At 50.1% G+C, this 18,838-nt stretch carries 20 protein-coding genes and 7 tRNA genes; 25 read left to right on the forward strand and 2 right to left on the reverse strand.

Annotation, left to right across the window (positions count from 1 at the left end):
• Positions 1-2: 2 nt before the first annotated feature.
• Positions 3-536: a cysteine hydrolase family protein gene (locus tag Q9R25_RS12020; protein ID WP_074034877.1), complete on the reverse strand. Its 534-nt coding sequence runs from the start codon at positions 534-536 to the stop codon at positions 3-5.
• A gap of 140 nt (positions 537-676) precedes the next feature.
• Here Q9R25_RS12020 and Q9R25_RS12025 point away from each other — a divergent pair, with 140 nt between their 5' ends.
• The 10 genes from Q9R25_RS12025 (at position 677) to argF (ending at position 11,058) form a co-directional block, all read left to right on the forward strand.
• Positions 677-952 carry a 4a-hydroxytetrahydrobiopterin dehydratase gene (locus tag Q9R25_RS12025; RefSeq protein WP_078146155.1) on the forward strand — a complete coding sequence of 92 codons (276 nt, stop codon included), beginning with the start codon at positions 677-679 and terminating at the stop codon, positions 950-952.
• Positions 945-1,427 (forward strand): hypothetical protein, encoded by a 483-nt coding sequence (locus Q9R25_RS12030; RefSeq protein ID WP_230235411.1) that lies wholly within the window; start codon positions 945-947, stop codon positions 1,425-1,427. Before Q9R25_RS12025 ends, Q9R25_RS12030 begins: the two co-directional genes overlap by 8 nt.
• A gap of 33 nt (positions 1,428-1,460) precedes the next feature.
• Positions 1,461-1,778 (forward strand): hypothetical protein, encoded by a 318-nt coding sequence (locus Q9R25_RS12035; RefSeq protein WP_015880545.1) that lies wholly within the window; start codon positions 1,461-1,463, stop codon positions 1,776-1,778.
• 159 nt (positions 1,779-1,937) lie between these two features.
• The gene (gene argC, locus Q9R25_RS12040; protein WP_311283208.1) at positions 1,938-2,963 is read left to right on the forward strand and encodes an N-acetyl-gamma-glutamyl-phosphate reductase; all 1,026 of its coding nucleotides are present in this window, start codon (positions 1,938-1,940) and stop codon (positions 2,961-2,963) included.
• Positions 2,964-2,974: 11 nt separating this feature from the next.
• Positions 2,975-4,192, forward strand: a complete 1,218-nt coding sequence (gene argJ, locus Q9R25_RS12045) for a bifunctional glutamate N-acetyltransferase/amino-acid acetyltransferase ArgJ (RefSeq protein ID WP_214691294.1) — start codon at positions 2,975-2,977, stop codon at positions 4,190-4,192.
• Entirely contained in the window at positions 4,189-4,968 is a 780-nt protein-coding gene (gene argB / locus Q9R25_RS12050; protein ID WP_311283209.1) for an acetylglutamate kinase, read from the forward strand. The genes argJ and argB overlap by 4 nt, the downstream gene beginning before the upstream one ends.
• On the forward strand, positions 4,928-6,073 hold the full coding sequence (locus Q9R25_RS12055; protein ID WP_214691292.1) for an acetylornithine transaminase: 1,146 nt from the start codon (positions 4,928-4,930) through the stop codon (positions 6,071-6,073). The genes argB and Q9R25_RS12055 overlap by 41 nt, the downstream gene beginning before the upstream one ends.
• Entirely contained in the window at positions 6,070-7,122 is a 1,053-nt protein-coding gene (locus Q9R25_RS12060) for a carbamoyl phosphate synthase small subunit (protein WP_311283210.1), read from the forward strand. Before Q9R25_RS12055 ends, Q9R25_RS12060 begins: the two co-directional genes overlap by 4 nt.
• On the forward strand, positions 7,115-10,135 hold the full coding sequence (gene carB, locus Q9R25_RS12065; protein WP_311283211.1) for a carbamoyl-phosphate synthase (glutamine-hydrolyzing) large subunit: 3,021 nt from the start codon (positions 7,115-7,117) through the stop codon (positions 10,133-10,135). The genes Q9R25_RS12060 and carB overlap by 8 nt, the downstream gene beginning before the upstream one ends.
• The gene (argF, locus tag Q9R25_RS12070; RefSeq protein ID WP_311283212.1) at positions 10,132-11,058 is read left to right on the forward strand and encodes an ornithine carbamoyltransferase; all 927 of its coding nucleotides are present in this window, start codon (positions 10,132-10,134) and stop codon (positions 11,056-11,058) included. The genes carB and argF overlap by 4 nt, the downstream gene beginning before the upstream one ends.
• Before the next feature lie 36 nt (positions 11,059-11,094).
• On the opposite strand, the gene Q9R25_RS12075 is transcribed toward argF, so the two are convergent.
• The gene (locus Q9R25_RS12075) at positions 11,095-11,820 is read right to left on the reverse strand and encodes a rhomboid family intramembrane serine protease (RefSeq protein ID WP_311283213.1); all 726 of its coding nucleotides are present in this window, start codon (positions 11,818-11,820) and stop codon (positions 11,095-11,097) included.
• A 63-nt stretch (positions 11,821-11,883) separates the two neighbouring features.
• Here Q9R25_RS12075 and acpS point away from each other — a divergent pair, with 63 nt between their 5' ends.
• The 15 genes from acpS to Q9R25_RS12150 all read left to right on the forward strand — a co-directional run bounded on the left by acpS (position 11,884) and on the right by Q9R25_RS12150 (position 18,814).
• Positions 11,884-12,252, forward strand: a complete 369-nt coding sequence (gene acpS / locus Q9R25_RS12080; protein ID WP_074034857.1) for a holo-ACP synthase — start codon at positions 11,884-11,886, stop codon at positions 12,250-12,252.
• Complete coding sequence (gene alr / locus Q9R25_RS12085; protein ID WP_311283214.1) at positions 12,239-13,315, forward strand: alanine racemase; 1,077 nt, start codon at positions 12,239-12,241, stop codon at positions 13,313-13,315. Before acpS ends, alr begins: the two co-directional genes overlap by 14 nt.
• Positions 13,316-13,444: 129 nt before the next feature.
• Positions 13,445-13,723 carry a hypothetical protein gene (locus tag Q9R25_RS12090; protein WP_074034853.1) on the forward strand — a complete coding sequence of 93 codons (279 nt, stop codon included), beginning with the start codon at positions 13,445-13,447 and terminating at the stop codon, positions 13,721-13,723.
• A gap of 5 nt (positions 13,724-13,728) precedes the next feature.
• The gene (locus Q9R25_RS12095) at positions 13,729-14,079 is read left to right on the forward strand and encodes a type II toxin-antitoxin system PemK/MazF family toxin (RefSeq protein ID WP_026824472.1); all 351 of its coding nucleotides are present in this window, start codon (positions 13,729-13,731) and stop codon (positions 14,077-14,079) included.
• A 140-nt stretch (positions 14,080-14,219) separates the two neighbouring features.
• Positions 14,220-14,546 carry an STAS domain-containing protein gene (locus tag Q9R25_RS12100; protein ID WP_015880558.1) on the forward strand — a complete coding sequence of 109 codons (327 nt, stop codon included), beginning with the start codon at positions 14,220-14,222 and terminating at the stop codon, positions 14,544-14,546.
• A complete protein-coding gene (gene rsbW / locus Q9R25_RS12105) occupies positions 14,543-15,022 on the forward strand; it encodes an anti-sigma B factor RsbW (protein WP_074034849.1) in 480 nt (159 codons plus the stop codon). The genes Q9R25_RS12100 and rsbW overlap by 4 nt, the downstream gene beginning before the upstream one ends.
• A complete protein-coding gene (sigB, locus tag Q9R25_RS12110; protein WP_015880560.1) occupies positions 14,988-15,788 on the forward strand; it encodes an RNA polymerase sigma factor SigB in 801 nt (266 codons plus the stop codon). The genes rsbW and sigB overlap by 35 nt, the downstream gene beginning before the upstream one ends.
• Positions 15,789-15,857: 69 nt before the next feature.
• Positions 15,858-17,987 (forward strand): Tex family protein, encoded by a 2,130-nt coding sequence (locus Q9R25_RS12115; RefSeq protein ID WP_311283215.1) that lies wholly within the window; start codon positions 15,858-15,860, stop codon positions 17,985-17,987.
• A 204-nt stretch (positions 17,988-18,191) separates the two neighbouring features.
• Positions 18,192-18,266, forward strand: a tRNA-Asn gene (locus tag Q9R25_RS12120).
• A gap of 9 nt (positions 18,267-18,275) precedes the next feature.
• Positions 18,276-18,367 (forward strand) — tRNA-Ser (locus Q9R25_RS12125).
• Positions 18,368-18,396: 29 nt separating this feature from the next.
• Positions 18,397-18,471, forward strand: a tRNA-Glu gene (locus Q9R25_RS12130).
• Between the two features lie 5 nt (positions 18,472-18,476).
• Positions 18,477-18,552: transfer RNA gene (locus Q9R25_RS12135), tRNA-Val, on the forward strand.
• Between the two features lie 21 nt (positions 18,553-18,573).
• Positions 18,574-18,649, forward strand: a tRNA-Asp gene (locus Q9R25_RS12140).
• Between the two features lie 7 nt (positions 18,650-18,656).
• Positions 18,657-18,728: transfer RNA gene (locus Q9R25_RS12145), tRNA-Gln, on the forward strand.
• Positions 18,729-18,738: 10 nt separating this feature from the next.
• Positions 18,739-18,814, forward strand: a tRNA-Lys gene (locus Q9R25_RS12150).
• The last annotated feature ends 24 nt before the right edge of the window (positions 18,815-18,838 follow it).

Raw genomic sequence — 18,838 nt, forward strand, 5'->3', positions numbered from 1 at the left:
CGTCACTTTCCGACGACTGTCGCACCGAGTGTTGTGACGAAATGTTCGAGCGCCCATTCATGGCCGACCGGGTTGAAGCTTTGAACGGCATCGGCATGGACGACGATTTGATAACCGAGGTTGTAGGCATCTACGGCTGTATGGAGTACACAAATATCCGTGCAGACACCGACGAGATGAACTTCTGTGATTCCGCGTTCCCGAAGACGCAGGTCAAGGTCAGTTCCGGCAAAGGCACTATAACGTGTCTTATCAATCCAGTGGTCTGCCTGTTTCGCAGCTTCCTTCACAGAACCGTACAACTCACGGCCCTCTGTCCCGCGGATATTGTGCGGTGGGAACAACGTCGTTTCAGGGTGGAACGTGTCACCTGCATCATGGACGTCGTTCGCGATGACGACATAGTCATCCGTTGCGAATGTCCCGATCAATTCGACGATCCGTTCTTCAATCTCTTGCCCGGGTTTCCCACAAGTCAAACGACCACTGTCTGCGATAAAATCAAATGTATAATCAATAACAATCAATGCGCGCATGGGAGATGCTCCTCTCTCGTAATGAAAATGATGGCTATCCATCTCATTCTAATTCATTATACATCATGCACGGAAGATTATTTTTCTTCGGTTTGGGTAGATTAAGACAGTAGACTGTATAGGGAAAGGGGATTGTGACGATGGTATTATCGCAAAGTGAATTGACAGAGGAACTGTCACGGTTGAACGGTTGGGAAGAAGTGAACGGGGAGATTCAAAAGACGTATCGGCTGGAAACATTTCCGGAGGCCATTCAGTTCGTGCATCTTGTAGCAGATTTGGCTGAATCGCTCGATCATCATCCGAACATCTTGATTGAATATCGGAACGTGACATTGACCGTATCGACCCATGACGAAGGGGGCATTACGGAGAAAGACATCACACTCGCGAAAGGGTGTGAGGAACTTGTCTAAGCTCTATATGACTTTTGCGTCAGGCAGCGTGGCGGAGCGTCTTCGAAAGGAGCCAGGCGTCATCGCGGCGAATGGACACGAAACGATTTTGCTCGCAGAAGGAGAGAAGTCTCCGTTCAAGAGCGGTAAAGTGTTTGAAATTGAAGAGGCGTCGGGCGAATTTGTGAAAAAAGGGAACATTTTATACGCGAACGTTCCGGCAGATGAGAATGCCCGCTCCCTATTGTTTCACCACTTGTTGACGGAAAAGGCGCCACTCGGTGTCAGTCATGATGGGTTTTCGGCATACCGATTAGGTGTCGACCCGGATGATAATCATGCCGTCGTCTTTATTCAGTTCACGTCTGGTGGGAAACACTTTCGTGATACGGCGGACTATGCAATCCTTGAAGACCGCTTGAAGCGAGCGGTCGAACAGCGCGGTGCAGGTCCCGTCATAAAACACTATGTCGTCAGTGAGTCAGATAATCTATAATAAAAGATAACGTCATGTTAGGGGAGGATTTTTATGAACAAGAATTATTTCTGGTTGGGGATGGCTGCGGGTGCGGTAATCGGCGCAGCAGCATCACTTCTCCATAGCGAAACGCGCGATCAACAAGTGAGACAACTGAAAGGCATCAAGTCGAAGTTGAAATCATCGAACACGTCGACTGAGGCACATGCGGTCGGTCTACAAGCGTCATCGAAAGGCAACTTGAAAGACCGTGTCATGGAATGGAAATCGCTTTACGAAGAAAACCAAGATACGATTCAAAACCTCGTCGAAGACGTGAAAGACTTAGTCGATGCGCTTCAAGAGGCTCGTCATAAAAATCAAATCTAATCACAGGTCCGGTGCATGCGCATCGGACTTTTTTTTATTTACCAAAACCCTCATACACCAATAAAAAAGGAACGTTCTATCACGTATGAATAAAAATACAATTGACAGAATAAATATGCATATGGTTCAATCATTTTATTCTTCTGAGGAGGTAGAGAGATGATTACGTGTGGCATCGTCGGCGTAACAGGTTATGCCGGTTTGGAATTGTTAAAACTGATCGAGCAACATCCGACTATCCGTTTAGGAAAAGCAATCAGCGACTCGAGCGCCGGGATGACCTTGTCGGAACTATATCCGTGGTTACAAGCGGATCCAAAAATACTTGAACCGTTTCAAGCAGACGCCCTAGCTGGGATTGATGTGGTATTCCTTGCGACTCCGAGCGGCGTGTCTGCTGACTATATTCGACAGTTAGCATCTTTTCCTGGAGTGGTCATCGATTTGAGTGGGGACTTACGATTACCATCCGGCTTGTATGAAACATGGTACGGGAAGCCGCCTGTGACCGAAACGATTCAACGAGAAGCTGTCTATGGATTGACCGAGTGGAATCGAGAGTTGTTGACGAAAGCGAAATGGATTTCGAATCCGGGTTGTTATGCGACCGCTGTCTCACTCGCGTTATTGCCGTTCGTTCAGCACGATTGGATCGACCCGGCACACATCGTGGTTTCGGCCTGCTCCGGCATCACGGGCGCTGGCAAAGGATTGAGTGAGAAGACCCATCATGCCAAATCGAATGAGAATGTGCAGTTATATAAGATTCATTCGCATCAGCACATCCCTGAAATCGAACAGACCTTGTACCACATGGGTGGCGCAGAAGCGACAGTCTCGATGTCGACCCACTTGCTGCCGATTAATCGCGGGATCATGGCGACAATCACGGTTCTACCGAACGATGACGTGTCAGAGGATGAATGGGTGAAGCGTCTTCAAGCCGCATATATGGATGAACCGTTCATTCGCGTGCAGCGGGGAGAGCCGGAAATCAAATCGACGGTCGGTTCGAATTACTGCGACCTCTGGGTGTACAAAGAAGAACGGACGCATCGACTGACTATCGTATCGGTCATCGACAATATGCAAAAAGGGGCGGCCGGGCAAGCCCTTCAAAATGCGAACGTTCGATTCGGATTCGATGAGACGCTCGGACTATTGAATCAACCACAATACATTTAGGAGGATGAAGCATGATCGACATCATGGCGACCCAAAAACCGGGCATCGTATCACCGAAAGGATTTCAAGCGTGCGGCATTCATGCGGGACTAAAACGAAAACGGAAAGATTTGGCGCTGCTCGTTTGTGAACGACTAGCGAGCGCGGCGGCCGTCTACACGACAAACCACTTTCAAGCCGCACCGATTCAAGTGACAAAAGCGTCATTAGCCGAAACAAACGGCTATCTTCGAGCCGTGTTAATCAATAGCGGGAACGCGAACGCCTGTACAGGTGAACAAGGGCTAAAGGACGCCTACACGATGCGCGACATGACGGCAAAACATATAGGTGTAAAACCGGAAGAAGTGGCCATCGCTTCAACGGGCGTCATCGGTCAACCGCTTCCGATGGTCCCGCTCATAAACGGGATTGGTCATCTGCAACCGTCCAAGACATGGAAAGATGGACAATCGTTCGCTGAAGCCATTTTGACGACAGATACCGGGACGAAACAAACTAGTGTCCATTACAAAGAAGGGGAAGCGACCGTGACGATCTCAGGCGTCGCCAAAGGGTCGGGGATGATTCACCCGAATATGGCAACGATGCTCGGGTTTGTGACGACAGATGCGGTCATCGCACCGGAACTGTTGCAGCAGACATTAAAGAAAAGCGTCGACGCCTCGTTCAATAACATCACGGTGGACGGGGACAGCTCGACAAACGATATGGTCCTCGTCATGGCGAGCGGGGCAGTAGAAATGGAAGAAATCAAAGAGGGGACTTCCGCACACATCGCGTTCCAACAGGCTTTGACAGATGTATGTTTAGAGCTTGCCAAAGCGATTGCAAAAGATGGGGAAGGAGCGACGAAACTCATAGAAGTGAATGTCAGTGGCGCAACATCCGACCAACAAGCCAGAACGATTGCCAAGCAAATCGTCGGGTCCTCTCTGGTGAAGACAGCGGTATATGGACAGGATGCCAACTGGGGACGAATCATTGCCGCAATCGGCGCCGTCCCGTTCCCTGTGAACGTGGAGGCGATCGATATTCAAATCGGGAGTCAACTTGTTTTAAAGGACAGTACGCCTGTCTGGTTTGATGAGGCGTATGCGACCGAAGAGATGAGTCGGGACGTCGTCACCATCACAGTCGACTTGCATGGCGGGGAAGGGTTCGGTCAGGCATACGGATGTGACTTAACCTACGACTACGTCAAAATCAATGCGAGTTACCGGACATGAAGAAGCGGAAAGTCATCAAACTTGGGGGCAGTGTCTGGGAGTCGATGACACCTTCGTACTTTGAAGAGTGGCGAGGATGGATGGAAGAAGGAAATGATTTGCTCATCGTACATGGAGGTGGGCCGAAACTATCGGCTTATTGCATGTCTCAACAAATTGAACCGTTGTTCTTGGCCGGACGTCGCGTGACGACAGATGAGGTGTTGATTGGTGCTTGGCGTGTGTTGGCAGGAGAAATGCAGACGAACGTCGTGTCGACATTGGCTCGATATGACCTCGATGCGTTTGGTTTATCGGGGGTCGACGGGAGTGCGATTTTCGGTCAACCTCTGAATGGACTTGGGAAAGTCGGTGAGGTGATTTCGATTCGAAATGACGTGTTCGAACGGCTGATGGATTCCGGACATGTTCCGGTTGTGACATCGGTGATTGCCGGCGCGGAAGGACCGCTGAACTGTAATGGCGATGATTGTGCGGTGGCACTTGCCATTTCGTTACAAGCGGATGAATTGGAACTATTGACCGATGTGAACGGTATTCGCATACACGGTGAATTTCAGACGACGCTAACTGAACGGGACATTCGAGAAGCCATCGCATCTGGAGAAATTGATGGAGGGATGGTGCCGAAAGTAGAGGCGCTATTGGCAGCAGTGGCAGGAGGGGTAAAAAGTGCCCGCATCCGAGATGGTCGTGACGCGATGCTCGCAGGGACAAGATTATGGGAGGGGAACTATGAATTCGCTTTTACCGACATACGGGAAACGAACGATTGAGATCGCGCAGGCGAGCGGGTCGTACGTGACGGATGTTTCAGGAAAGACGTACTTAGACTTTGTGATGGGCATTGCCGTATGTGGGACGGGGCATCGTCATCCATACGTGCAGCAGAAAATTGAAGAACAATTGAACCGGGTGTGGCATACATCCAACCTCTATTTGATATCTGGTCAGCAACGTGTCGCTGAAAAGTTGACGGAAGGAACACATCTGACGCATGCCTTCTTTTGTAACAGTGGGACAGAAGCGAATGAGGCGGCCTTTAAGTTAGTCCGAAAGTGGACGCAGAAAACAAAAATCATCACATTCACGCAGTCGTTTCACGGACGTACATTCGCTATGCTCGGGGCGACTGGTCAAGAGAAGGTGAAACATGGATTTGGACCGATGGTGAGTGACTTTATTCATGCACCGTTCAACGATATAGAGGCTCTTGACTGGATCGATGATGAGACGTCTGCTGTTTGGCTCGAGATCGTACAAGGTGAAGGCGGTGTGGTCGTCGCGGATCCCCTGTGGTTGCAGGCCTTACAGGAAGCAGCTGACAAATACGATGTCAAAATCGTCGTCGATGAAGTGCAGACCGGCATCGCGCGTACAGGGACACGTTTCGCATACGAACAAACACCGCTCCGTCCTCATATCATCACGTTAGCGAAAGGATTGGGGAGTGGCATTCCGGTCGGCGCAATATTGACGACGGCGGAAGCGGCGACGGTCTTTGGTCCTGGGAGTCACGGTTCGACCTTCGGTGGAAATCCAGTGGCGATGGCTGCGGCAGAAGCGACACTCGATGTCCTCTTCACACCCGAGTCTTTTAAGCATGTCACAGACATGGGAGATTATTTGAAAGAAGGACTCAGTCGCTTCGTGGATGGAGAACGTTTCGTCGAAGTGAGAGGACTTGGGCTGATGATTGGGCTTGTCTCGACAGAACCGGTAGCAGACTGGGTCACAGAATTGGCAGAGGCGGGTTTATTGGTCGTCATGGCGGGGCCGCACGTCATCCGCTTCCTGCCTTCACTACTGGTCACGAAATCGGAGATTGACGAAGCATTGACGAAACTTGAACAAATCTTACAGAAGGAGGGCGTCGTATGAACGGAAGCATCAGCTTAATGAACGGGAAGTACTTTACAGGAACATGGGAGACGAGTGCGCGACACGCAAGTGGTGAAGTCGTGTTCTTCACCGGGATGACGGGCTATCAAGAAGTGTTGACCGACCCGTCATATGCTGGACAGATCATCGCGTTCACTTATCCGCTGATCGGACAATATGGACTGGAATCAGACGGGAGCGAAAGTGCTCGCATTCAAGTGGCCGGCGTCCTCGTGCAATCACTTGCCGATTCTGGGGATCAGTCTGACTTAAAGGATTGGTTAGAGCAGGAAGGGATTCCGGTTCTGTCACAAGTCGATGTGCGTGCACTCGTTCATGTGTTGCGTGATGAAGGCGATCAGTTTGGAATGATGGCAGCGGACATACATGAAACGTTGGAAGTTCCAGATGTTCGTCATCTAACAGAGCGCGTCACAACAACGTCTATCGTTCAGGAAGGGAACGGAGAGAAAGGGCATATCGTCTGTCTCGACTTCGGGGTGAAGGCGTCGATGATTGGTGAAATGGTGAAACGTGGGTATCGTTTGACGAGTGTTCCGTACCAGACGTCAAAAGAGGTCGTCGAGGCATTGCGACCGGATGGGATTTTAGTATCGAACGGGCCCGGGGACCCGCGAGACCACATGGGGCAGATTGAAGTCATCCGGGAATTGGCGTTATCGTATCCGACCCTCGGGATTTGTATGGGGCATCAACTGCTCGCGCTCGCGTTCGGTTGCAAGATTGAAAAGCAAACATACGGACATCGTGGCTCGAATCACCCGGTCCGAAACGTCAAGACGAACGAAGTATGGATGACGTCGCAAAATCACGGTTATGTGGTCGCGCGTATGAGTATCGAACAGAGCCCGCTTGAACTGCTTTATGAGAACGTGAACGATCACTCGGTGGAAGGGTTGATTCATCCGAATGCATCCATTTTCACGACACAGTTCCATCCGGAGGCGAGTCCCGGACCAACGGACGCGCAGACCGTCTTCGACCGTTTTGATGAAATGATTCAGCAAGGAGTGAACGTGTATGCATAAAAAAGTACTCGTTATCGGATCGGGACCCATCGTGATTGGGCAGGCCGCAGAGTTTGATTATTCCGGAACGCAGGCGTGTCAGGCGCTTCGTGAAGCCGGTTGTGAAGTCGTCTTATTGAACTCCAATCCTGCCACAATCATGACGGACCCAGGAATGGCGGACGCGACGTATATTGAGGCGATGACCGTTCAAAAAGCGACCGAGATCATTGAAAAAGAACGTCCGACGCACGTCCTTGCGACGGTCGGGGGACAGACGGCGTTGAACTTGGCTCTTGATCTCGAGGAAGCTGGCGTGTTGACCCAATATGGAATCGAACTGCTCGGTACATCACTCGACACGATTCGTGACGGGGAAGACCGTGAGCGGTTCAAACAAAAGATGGAGCTGTTGAACGAGCCGATCCCGACATCGACGACGATTGAGACGATTGAAGAACTGACAGCTTTCATTGAGACGACCGGTGTTCCGCTCATCGTCCGTCCGGCGTTCACGCTCGGTGGGACCGGCGGTGGGATTGCGATGACGGAGGATGAGGCGTACACGATGGCGCGTCGGGGTCTTGAGGCAAGCCCGATCTCACAATGTTTGGTCGAGAAGAGCATCGCTGGCTATAAAGAATTTGAATATGAGGTCATGCGTGACGCGCTCGGAACGTGCATCATCGTCTGCAACATGGAAAATATCGATCCGGTCGGTGTGCATACGGGGGACTCCGTCGTGTTCGCTCCGGCCCAAACCTTATCGGACCAAATGCATCAGACGTTACGGAGCGCTGCGTTTCGAATCGTCTCCGAACTCGGTGTGATTGGTGGATGTAACATTCAGTTCGCGGTGCATCCGACGCAATCGGAGTACTACGTGATTGAAGTCAATCCTCGTGTCTCTCGGAGCTCGGCCCTTGCGTCAAAAGCGACCGGCTATCCGATTGCCAAAATTGCGACACGTCTCGCTTTAGGTGAACCGTTAGATCACTGTATCAATCCAGTCACAACGAATACGATGGCGAGCTTTGAACCGGCACTTGATTACATTACGGCGAAAGTACCCTGTTTCCCGTTCGACTTGTTCGCGGAAACAGAACGCGCACTCGGACCACAGATGAAGGCGACCGGTGAGAGTATGGCGATGGGAAAAACGTTAGAAGAAGCGTTACAGAAGGCATGGCGTGGTGCCGGAATCGAACAGGCACCGCTTTATCCGAAGTGGATGCAGGGAGCCACAGTCGACGTTTTGATGGGCGAAGTCGAGGCGCCGACCGATCGTAGATTGCACGCTTGTCTCGCTTTGCTCGACCGTGAGTTGATGTCGGCCGATGCATTACAGCAGGTTACGGGCATCACCCCTCACTTCATTCACATGTTAAAACGACTTATTCAGATGACGAAGGAAGATTTGACGAATCCGGTCCAGTTGCTTCAAGCGAAGCGACTTGGTTTCACGGACGCGCAAATTGCCGCCGTGATGCATATGCAAACCGAGGAGATCAAGGCGTTCCGAGAGGCGGCCTCGATTCAACCGGTATATCAGATGATTGATACGTGTGCGGCCGAGTTCGAAAGCAAAACCCCGTATTTTTACGGTTCATGGCACGGAACGTCCGAAGTGAAGCCGAGTGGAAAACGGAAGGTTGCTATCATTGGGGCAGGTCCGATTCGAATCGGGCAGGGAATCGAGTTCGATTACAGTTCGGTTCATGCGGTCTGGGCCCTTCAAAAACTTGGTATCGAAACGATTATGATCAACAACAACCCGGAGACCGTATCGACGGACTTCTCGATTGCAGACAAACTGTATGTCGAACCGCTGACGAGTGAAGATGTCATGCACGTGTTAGAAGCGGAAGGGTGCCGCGATGTCTTAATCCAGTTCGGTGGACAGACGGGTATTGCACTCGCTCATGATTTAGAAGCGGCGGGGTATCACTTGCTCGGTGCATCCGCAGACACCATCGACCAAATGGAAGATCGGGAACGTTTCTATCAGTTCCTTGATTCGATTGAAGTCGAACACATCCCGGGGGAAGAAGTCACTTCCCCGATGCAGTTGCAGGAAGCCATCCAACAGTTAGGCTATCCATGTATCTTGCGCCCGTCCTACGTGATTGGAGGAAAGGGCATGTTACTCATTCATTCAGAGGAACAGTTAGCAGAGGTGTTACCGAACCTTGCCTATCCGACGCTAGTCGACCAATACGTCGCAGGGCGTGAGCTTGAAGTGGATTGTGTGACGGACGGGGAAACGGTATATGTGCCCGTCGTCCTGGAACAAATCGAAGCGGCGGGTGTCCACTCGGGAGACTCGACGATGATCTTGCCGCCGGTCGAGACGAGTCTGGCGATTCAAGAGCAAGTGGAGTCGATTGCGAAACGAATCGGACAGGCGCTCGACTATAAAGGAGCTCTGAACATTCAGTTCGTGTTGAAGGAAGACACGATCTACGTCCTTGAAATCAATCCGCGTGCGTCGCGGACTGTGCCGATTGTCAGCAAAGTGACAGGTGAGCCGTTAATCGAATGGGCGACCTACGCGGCGTACGGTCTCGCATTGAACGATTTCGTTCCGACACATCCCTCGAGATTGACAAACTATGCGGTAAAGACTCCGATCTTCTCGAACGTCAAACTGCCAGGCGTAGACCCGATGACAGGTCCGGTCATGCGTTCGACAGGCGAGACACTTCAATTCAGTTCACATTCATATGTGCCGGAGCGCTTTACGTATGATGCGCTGACCACACGGGTGATGAATCGTCCGCAGCTTGTATTCGGGAAAGGGTTTGAACACGTCGGAAATACACCACTCGCAGACGTCATTGATTTTCAAGATGTCGCCGTATTGTTCTCGGATGCGGCTGACGAACGAGCAACACGTGAAATCGCCGTTCGCCATGGGGTGCATATCATTTCGTCCAAACAGTTAGCTCAGTATTATCAGATGAGTCAGTCACGGACTGGCAATCCGGTTCAGTCTTTGCAATCCATTCAAATGAGAGAGGGAGTAGCCAAATGACAGTGAAGACGATACAACATTTTTTAACGATGGAGGAATTGACACCGGATACGCTCGATTCGTTGATGCAATTGGCACACGAAGTGAAACGTTCACCTCAATCTTATGCAACGGTGCTGACAGGGAAGAAAGTCGCATTGCTATTTGAAAAGGCATCGACACGGACGCGTATGTCATTTGAAGTCGGGGTCGTCGAATTAGGTGGATACCCACTCTTTCTCAGCGGTCAAGATTTGCAAATCGGGCGTGGTGAACCGTTGACCGATACGATTCAAGTGATGAGTCGGTATGTGGACGCACTCATGATTCGGACGTATGCGCATGAAACGGTGGAGACGTTGGCACAACACGGGTCAATCCCAATCATCAATGGATTGACAGACTTGCATCATCCGTGCCAAGTGCTCGCGGATTTATTGACGATTGAAGAGCGGTTCGGGAGTCGTGCCGGAAAAGTATTGACGTATATCGGCGACGGCAATAATATGGCACATTCGCTTATGATCGGTGGGGCACTGAGTGGGATGCATATCCGCATCGCCTCACCAAACGGATACACCGTTGATCAAGGCATTTATGAGAAAGCGAAGAAGTTGGCTGAATCAACGGGAGGAAGCATCGCGTTGTTCGAAAACCCATCGCTTGCTGCGAATGAGGCAGATATTGTCTATACTGACGTCTTTGCAAGCATGGGGCAGGAGGGAGAAGCAGAGGAGCGGCTGATGAAGTTTAACGGTTTTCAAGTGAATGAAGAGTTGATGACTCTTGCGAACACCGACGCCATCTTCCTTCATTGTTTGCCGGCGCATCGCGGAGAAGAAGTGACGGCTGATGTGATTGATGGACCGCAGTCATGGGTGTTCGATCAAGCTGAGAATCGTCTGCATGCACAAAAAGCTCTGATGCTGACATTGTTAACGTAGCGACAAAGGGTGACACGCAACGTGTCACCCTTTTCGTTATAAGAACTGTGCCAATAATCCGAAGATGGCCAGTCCGATGATGATGTAGAAAAACCATTTTCCGTCCCCGGAATGAATGACAGGGGGCGCGTACGAACGTTGCTTATACTTCCCGTAGCGCATCGGGCGCGTATACGGGACGGCGAAACGTGAGAGTGGGATGGCAAGTAAGAATCCTGCCAAGAAGCCGTACACATGTCCCCAAAGGGAAACGTTCGAACCAATCAATGTGAAAACGGCACTGATGGCGACGAAGATGTAGACCAAGCGGGCATCTTGGCTGTACATCAACGTGCGACGGAAACGACCGATGAATACGTAGAATCCGAGAATGGCCAAGATGGCGCCTGACGCCCCGGCCTGAAGATAAAACAAGTTGCTGACAGTGAAATACGTGAGCAGGTTGGCGAGCGCTCCAGCGAATACATAAAACAAGGCAAATTTCACGTGTCCGACCATTCGTTCCATCGCTGGTCCGAAGATGATCAGTGCGAACGAGTTGAACAGCAAGTGACCGAGACTCAAATGAATGAAGTTGGCCGTGACCAAGCGGTACCATTGTCCGTCCGCGAGTGCCAAATGGAACGACCCTCCCGTCGCCACGATTCGTAAACCAGGTGCGAAAGAATCGATGACAAACACAAGGAGTTGGATTACAATGAACAGCGTTACGAGTGGATATGCCCGTACAAACGTTTGAACATTTTCCGTACGACTAAACATAACATCACCTCTTTCCTCAATTGTATAAGGAAACGGGGAGAAAAGGAAAGGAGCGAGTGTCCCGTGATTGTAGGAATTGGAGTCGATATCGTCGAGCTTGATCGGATGGCTCGCTCGATGAAACAACCACGTTTTTTAAAACGGCTGCTCACCGATGCGGAATATGAATTGTCTCAACAGTATCCGCTCCCGCGTCAAATCGAGTTTGTCTCGGGTCGCTTTGCTGCAAAAGAAGCTTATGCCAAGGCAATCGGGACTGGCATCGCACACGGGTTATCGTGGCGTCATATTGAAATTTTACCGGATGAGACGGGTCGACCTGTCATGACCGCACCGTTTACGGGGAAGATTCATGTCAGCATCAGCCATAGTCAAACATACGCCATCGCACAAGTCATCTTAGAAGAGGAGGGACACCATGTTTCGTCCTAGTCGAATCGAGATTGATCGGGCGTCCATCGCCCATAATATAAAAGAATTAACGAAACGAATTCCGCAGGACCTCATGGCAGTCGTCAAAGCGAACGCCTACGGACACGGGGCCGTCGAAGTGGCGAAAATTGCCCTTGAGAACGGAGCGACGATGCTCGGGGTCGCGTTACTCGAGGAAGCGCTCGAACTCCGCGATGCGGGAATCGAAGCACCGATTCTCGTCATGGAAGCGCAATTCCCTGAATATGCCGGAGTGGCGGCAGCACAGGAAATCACGTTGTCCGTATTTTCTGCCGAATGGTTACGAGAGGCAGCTCCATATATAGAAGAAAAGCCGTTGACGGTTCATATCAAAGTCGATACCGGGATGGGACGCCTCGGACTTCGTACCCGTGAACAGTTGGATGCCTTACTTGAAGAAGCGACCGATTCGTTTGTGGTGGAAGGAATCTATACCCACTTCGCAACGGCGGATGAGCTCGATAGCAATCTGTATTATACACAGCAAGAGCGGTTCGAGCGTTTGATGGATGGGCTCCACGAGCGGTTCCGCTATATCCATACGTCGAACTCGGCCGGTGCAATCCGAATGGCCGGACAAGATGTTCCTTATAATCTGGTTCGTGTCGGCATCGCGCTCTATGGGTTATATCCGTCACGTGAGATGGAGACGTTCTATTCGTTCCTGCGCCCGGCCTTCACGCTAAAAAGTCAGCTCATGCAGGTGAAGCGGCTAGAGGCAGGTCAGACCATCAGTTACGGTGCGACGTATACAACGTCAGCCGATGAATGGATTGGTACCGTTCCAGTCGGATATGCGGACGGGTGGTTACGAAAGGCGAGCGGGTTTGAAGTGGAGGTCAATGGGATTCGTTGTCCGATCGTGGGACGCGTCTGTATGGACCGTTTCATGATCCGGCTTCCAAAAGAGTTTCCGGTCGGGACGGACGTGACCCTTGTCGGTGGAAACGTCGCCATTGATGAACTCGCCTCATATCTTGGGACGATCAACTATGAGATCGTTTGCCAATTCACGAGCCGATTGCCACGTCTTTATGTGTGAATCATAAATCGTGTGAAATTATCTGAATTCTTTCTCGATTTCTCTATATTTTCCCATTCCCGCGTGTTATATTGATAAAGAACGCGGGAGAATTTCCGCCAGTCCATGAAACGATTCTGGAGGTGTAAGATGTTGAAGCAGCGAACTGCGGGTGCGCTAGCGTCCGTCCCAGATCGGTTCTCGCAACAAGGGGGTCCGATTTCGATGAAAGACCGTGAAACACTGTCCTTGAACGATGTAGTGACATACTTGTCTAAAGAAATTGCTGATCGACAACAAACACTGCGTGAAGAATTGGCGAAAGGCTATCAAGAGATGGCCGCGTTTAACTTGAATATGGCAGAAGAGATGCTAATGATTGAAACCGAAGCCGAACACGCTCTCTTACGTCAAGTAAGTGGGGTGTGAGCAGCGTGATCGTAAAGCGTGGTGACGTGTTTTATGCGAATCTGTCGCCCGTAGTCGGCTCAGAGCAAGGTGGCGTTCGACCCGTTCTGATCGTACAGAACGACATCGGCAATCGCTTTAGCCCGACCGTCATTGTCGCTGCGATTACAGCTCAGATTCAAAAAGCAAAACTGCCGACTCATGTGGAAGTATATCAAGAGAAGCACGGACTCGAACGAGACTCTGTGATTTTGCTTGAACAGATTCGAACGATTGATAAGCGTCGTCTGACGGATAAAGTCACTCATCTCGATGATGAGACGATGCATAAAGTGGACAGAGCGCTAGAGATCAGTATGGGATTGATCCCTCTCTAGCCTTACATAGATAAGACTGGTACATAGGTATCGGTCTTTTTTTAAACTTTTTTTAAAAAGTGGTTTAAGATTTTGTCAGAGGGGAATTTAATTTAATCGTACTCAATTTTTCTGTACGGACATTTAGGAGGGAATAGACGATGGATTTAGCGATTCGCGAGCAAGTCATTGGAGAACAATTACACCTTTACGTATCCGGAGAAGTGGATACATATACTGCACCAAAATTGAAAGAAGTATTGCATCCGGCCATCAGTGAACAAGATGTGGTCGTTCATTTAGACGAAGTGGAGTATATGGATTCGACAGGTCTTGGCGTGTTCGTCGGGGCATTAAAAATTGCCACGCGCAACGAAAAAGAGTTGTCACTTGTCGGAGTCACAGACCGAGTCAATCGTCTATTCGAATTGACGGGTCTTCACAAACTTCTTTCTATTAATTCGAACGTAAGAGGTGGCACGCAATGAACAATGTTGAACAGACGGTCATGACGTTCCCGGCCAAACCCGAATATGTCGGTGTGGTTCGATTAGTCGTTTCAGGAATCGCTAACCGTATGGGATATACGTACGACGAGATCGAAGATATTAAAATCGCGGTCTCGGAAGCATGTGGCAACGCCGTCCAACATGCTTATGACGATCATCAAGATGGAGAGGTCAAACTCGCTTGTGGCGTCTATGCAGATCGTCTTGAAATCACGATTGAGGATTCCGGCAAGACGTTCGCAGATGATGTGAAGCGTCAAGCCGCTCCGGTCGAAGAAACGACCGAAATTGAATCGCTCCATGAAGGAGGACTTGGTCTCTTCTTGATCGAAGCATTAATGGACGATGTCTCGATCAATAAAGACAGCGGTGTCAAAGTGACGATGACAAAACTCCTCAATAGGGACGAGGTGGATCAGAGTGCCAGCAAAATCTCAACAACGCCATCACAGTGATGACGAGGTACTAGAGTGGATTGAACGCTATCAACAAGACGATCAAAACGAAGAAGTGCAAATGCTCCTCATCAACCGCTATTCTGACCTCGTTGAAGCACTCGCGCGTAAATTCTCGCGTGGCCGTGCGATTCACGACGATCTTGTGCAAGTTGGGATGATTGGGTTACTGGCGGCACTTCGTCGATTTGACCCGGAATTTGGTCGTAGCTTCGAGTCGTTTGCTGTCCCGACCATCATCGGGGAAATCAAACGATTTATTCGTGACAAGACGTGGAGTGTCCACGTACCGCGTCGAATCAAAGAACTCGGACCAAAGATTAAAAAGACGGTCGAAGAGTTGACGACCGAATTACAACGTTCGCCACGAATCGATGAGATTGCCGACCACCTCGGCGTGTCCGATGAAGAAATTCTCGAAACGCTCGAGATGGGCAAAAGTTATCAAGCCTTGTCGGTTGATAGTTCAATCGAAGCGGATAACGAAGGTAGTACGGTCACATTACTCGACTTGGTCGGTAGCCAAGAGCGCGGGTATGAATCGGTCGACCAGCGCCTCATTCTAGAGAAAGCGTTCAATGTCTTAAACGAGCGTGAACGCGCCATCTTGGAATGCGCTTACTATAAGAATATGAGTCAAAAAGAAACAGGAGAACTTCTTGGAATCTCGCAGATGCATGTCTCCCGTTTGCAACGGCGAGCACTCGAAAAGCTGCGTGAAGCCATCAAGGTTCCACTCAATGAAGTATTCTCAAGCGATGACTAATCGAGTCATCGCTTTTTTGTTTGAATGTTTGCTACACTTTGAAAGAGATCAAAAAAGGAAGTGATTCAAGTGATTACGAAAGTGGCTAACGCGTTAAACTTGAAAGTGAACCAAGTCGAGACGGTTCAGCAGCTCGCATCTGAAGGGGCGACGATTCCGTTCATGGCCCGGTATCGGAAGGAAATGACGGGAAATTTGGACGAAGTTGAAATCAAAGGAATCTTGGATGCTCTTCAATATGAAGAGAGTCTACAAAAACGCAAGGCGGATGTCATTGCTAAATTAGAAGAGTTGGAAAAATCCACGCCTGAATTATCTAGAGCGTTAGAGGCGGCGACTACGCTTCAACAAGTAGAAGACATTTATTTGCCGTATCGTCCAAAACGACGTACGAAAGCAGAACAGGGACGCGAGAAAGGACTGCAGCCGCTTGCGGATTGGTTCCGGGACAAATCACCCTATTCTTCAGACAAGGTAAAAGAACTCGCTCAAGACGTCGAGGTAGAGGAAGCGTTGCCGCTCGTCCATGCCATCATCGGTGAAGAATGGGGAGAGGAAGCGAAACTGCGCCAGATGCTTCGTGACCGCGTACGCAAAGAAGGACTTTTGCGTTCGAAGAAGAAAAAACAAGCGGGAGACGAAAAAGAGATTTTTGCGCAGTATTATGAATATGAAGAGAAGATTGCTGGCATTGTCCCACACCGTGTACTCGCCTTGAACCGTGGGGAACGTACGGACGTGCTCCAAGTGAAAGTAGTGTTCGACGAGACGCGTTTCATGGATCAAGCCCTCCGTACATATGAACGACTTCCGAAAGAAAAACGTGAGGTTGTCGAGACGGCTGTGACGGAGGCGTACAAGAAGTCGGTCTTCCCGGCTATCGAACGGGAGATTCGTGGGGAGTTGACGGAAAAAGCAGAAGAGCAGGCGATCGATGTCTTCTCGAAAAACTTGAAACAACTCTATATGCAGCCGCCCCTTCGCGAGGTCGTCGTCTTAGGGATCGACCCGGCTTATCGAACTGGGTGTAAATGGGCAGTCGTCAATGAAATCGGAAAAGTCGAAGAGGTCGGTGTCTTCTATCCGACGGCACCGAAACATGATATCGCCGGCGCTGAAAAAGTACTGACGAGACTCGCGAAGAAATATCCAATCTCGGTTATCGTCGTCGGAAACGGGACCGCCTCACGGGAGACGGAACAATTCGTCGCCGACTGGTTGAAGAAAGCGGAACGTGATATTGCTTACGCGATTGTGAACGAAGCGGGGGCAAGTGTCTACTCGGCATCGGAAGTCGCACGAAGTGAATTCCCGGATTTGAAAGTTGAGGAACGGTCAGCCGTTTCGATTGCACGTCGAATTCAAGACGCGATGGCGGAACTTGTCAAAGTCGACCCGCAATCAGTCGGTGTCGGACAATATCAGCATGACGTCAGCCAGAATAAACTGAAAGCCTCCTTAGAGTTCGTCGTCGAGAGCGTGGTCAACATGGTCGGAATTGATGTGAACCGTGCTTCCGAGTCTTTATTGACGTACGTCTCAGGACTCAATAAAACGACGGCGAAAAATATTGTGGCATATCGTGAAGAGAATGGACGCTTTGAAACGAGAAAGGAAATTAAGAAAGTACCTCGTCTTGGAGCGAAGGCGTTTGAGCAGGCGGCTGGATTCTTACGGATCATGAACGGGAAGGACGTTCTCGACCAGACAGAGATTCACCCGGAAAGCTATCCGCTCGCGTTATCCATTTTAAAAGAGATCGGATCTTCAAAATCAGAGGTCGGTACGGCTGCGCTTCGAGAACGATTGCAACAAGTCGACGCTAAAGCCTTGAGTGAAGAACTAGAGGCGGGGCTTCCGACAGTTGAAGACATTTTGAAGTCATTAGCCAAACCAGGGCGTGACCCGCGAGAAGATATCCAGAAACCATTACTACGCACGGACGTCATGAGTCTCGAAGACCTTCAAGTCGGTATGGAATTCCAAGGAACCGTTCGAAACGTCATTGATTTTGGCGCGTTCGTTGACATTGGGGTGAAACAGGATGGTTTGGTCCACATTTCGAAATTATCGAATCGATACGTGAAGCATCCATTAGATGTCGTGGCGGTTGGTGACATCGTGACCGTGTGGATCGAACAAGTCGATGTGAATCGTGGACGGATTAGTTTAACGATGCTTGCACCGAGTGTTAAATAAGAAGAAACTCGTATCAGGTAAAATGTTTTTCATTTTACCTGATTTTTTTTAGAAAAAGTGTTGACGGTCTTTTTGTGCCGTGATATCTTATAGAAGTCGCCGAGAGACGGCACGCGAAATAAACGTTTTTCTAAGAAAGTGATTGACAGGTTTCTGGTTTGCGGTTACAATATAAATCGTTACTTCGATAATTTCAAGCAACGTTCCGCAATAGCTCAGTGGTAGAGCAACCGGCTGTTAACCGGTAGGTCGTAGGTTCAAATCCTACTTGCGGAGCCATTTTATTTTGGAGACGTACCCAAGAGGCTATAAGGGGCTCCCCTGCTAAGGGAGTAGGCTGGGAAACCGGTGCGAGGGTTCGAATCCCTCCGTCTCCGCCACTTAAAATTACTTAGAAGACACATACACTGGCCCGTTGGTCAAGCGGTTAAGACACCGCCCTTTCACGGCGGTAACACGGGTTCGAATCCCGTACGGGTCACCATATATGGAGGATTAGCTCAGCTGGGAGAGCACCTGCCTTACAAGCAGGGGGTCGGCGGTTCGATCCCGTCATCCTCCACCATTTCAAATAAAAACGTAATCTGGTCTTGTGGTGTAGGGGTTAACATGCCTGCCTGTCACGCAGGAGATCGCGGGTTCGAATCCCGTCAAGACCGCCATTTACGTTGGGCTGTAGCCAAGTGGTAAGGCATCGGATTTTGATTCCGACATGCGAAGGTTCGATCCCTTCCAGCCCAGCTTTTTATTTGAGTCATTAGCTCAGTTGGTAGAGCATCTGACTTTTAATCAGAGGGTCGCAGGTTCGAGCCCTGCATGACTCACCATTTTCTTTTTTAACTTTATACGCT

Origin of the sequence: Exiguobacterium sp. BG5(2022) (genome assembly GCF_031844365.1) — a bacterium.
In the GTDB taxonomy this organism is placed as follows: domain Bacteria; phylum Bacillota; class Bacilli; order Exiguobacteriales; family Exiguobacteriaceae; genus Exiguobacterium; species Exiguobacterium profundum.

Excerpts from the sequence above, each read along its gene's own strand:
- Q9R25_RS12020 (WP_074034877.1), bottom strand. The coding sequence starts at position 536 with ATGCGCGCATTGATTGTTATTGATTATACATTTGATTTTATCGCAGAC.
- Q9R25_RS12025 (WP_078146155.1), top strand. The coding sequence starts at position 677 with ATGGTATTATCGCAAAGTGAATTGACAGAGGAACTGTCACGGTTGAAC.
- Q9R25_RS12035 (WP_015880545.1), top strand. The coding sequence starts at position 1,461 with ATGAACAAGAATTATTTCTGGTTGGGGATGGCTGCGGGTGCGGTAATC.
- argC (WP_311283208.1), top strand. The coding sequence starts at position 1,938 with ATGATTACGTGTGGCATCGTCGGCGTAACAGGTTATGCCGGTTTGGAA.
- argJ (WP_214691294.1), top strand. The coding sequence starts at position 2,975 with ATGATCGACATCATGGCGACCCAAAAACCGGGCATCGTATCACCGAAA.
- argB (WP_311283209.1), top strand. The coding sequence starts at position 4,189 with ATGAAGAAGCGGAAAGTCATCAAACTTGGGGGCAGTGTCTGGGAGTCG.
- Q9R25_RS12055 (WP_214691292.1), top strand. The coding sequence starts at position 4,928 with ATGAATTCGCTTTTACCGACATACGGGAAACGAACGATTGAGATCGCG.
- Q9R25_RS12060 (WP_311283210.1), top strand. The coding sequence starts at position 6,070 with ATGAACGGAAGCATCAGCTTAATGAACGGGAAGTACTTTACAGGAACA.
- carB (WP_311283211.1), top strand. The coding sequence starts at position 7,115 with ATGCATAAAAAAGTACTCGTTATCGGATCGGGACCCATCGTGATTGGG.
- argF (WP_311283212.1), top strand. The coding sequence starts at position 10,132 with ATGACAGTGAAGACGATACAACATTTTTTAACGATGGAGGAATTGACA.
- Q9R25_RS12075 (WP_311283213.1), bottom strand. The coding sequence starts at position 11,820 with ATGTTTAGTCGTACGGAAAATGTTCAAACGTTTGTACGGGCATATCCA.
- alr (WP_311283214.1), top strand. The coding sequence starts at position 12,239 with ATGTTTCGTCCTAGTCGAATCGAGATTGATCGGGCGTCCATCGCCCAT.
- Q9R25_RS12090 (WP_074034853.1), top strand. The coding sequence starts at position 13,445 with ATGTTGAAGCAGCGAACTGCGGGTGCGCTAGCGTCCGTCCCAGATCGG.
- Q9R25_RS12100 (WP_015880558.1), top strand. The coding sequence starts at position 14,220 with ATGGATTTAGCGATTCGCGAGCAAGTCATTGGAGAACAATTACACCTT.
- rsbW (WP_074034849.1), top strand. The coding sequence starts at position 14,543 with ATGAACAATGTTGAACAGACGGTCATGACGTTCCCGGCCAAACCCGAA.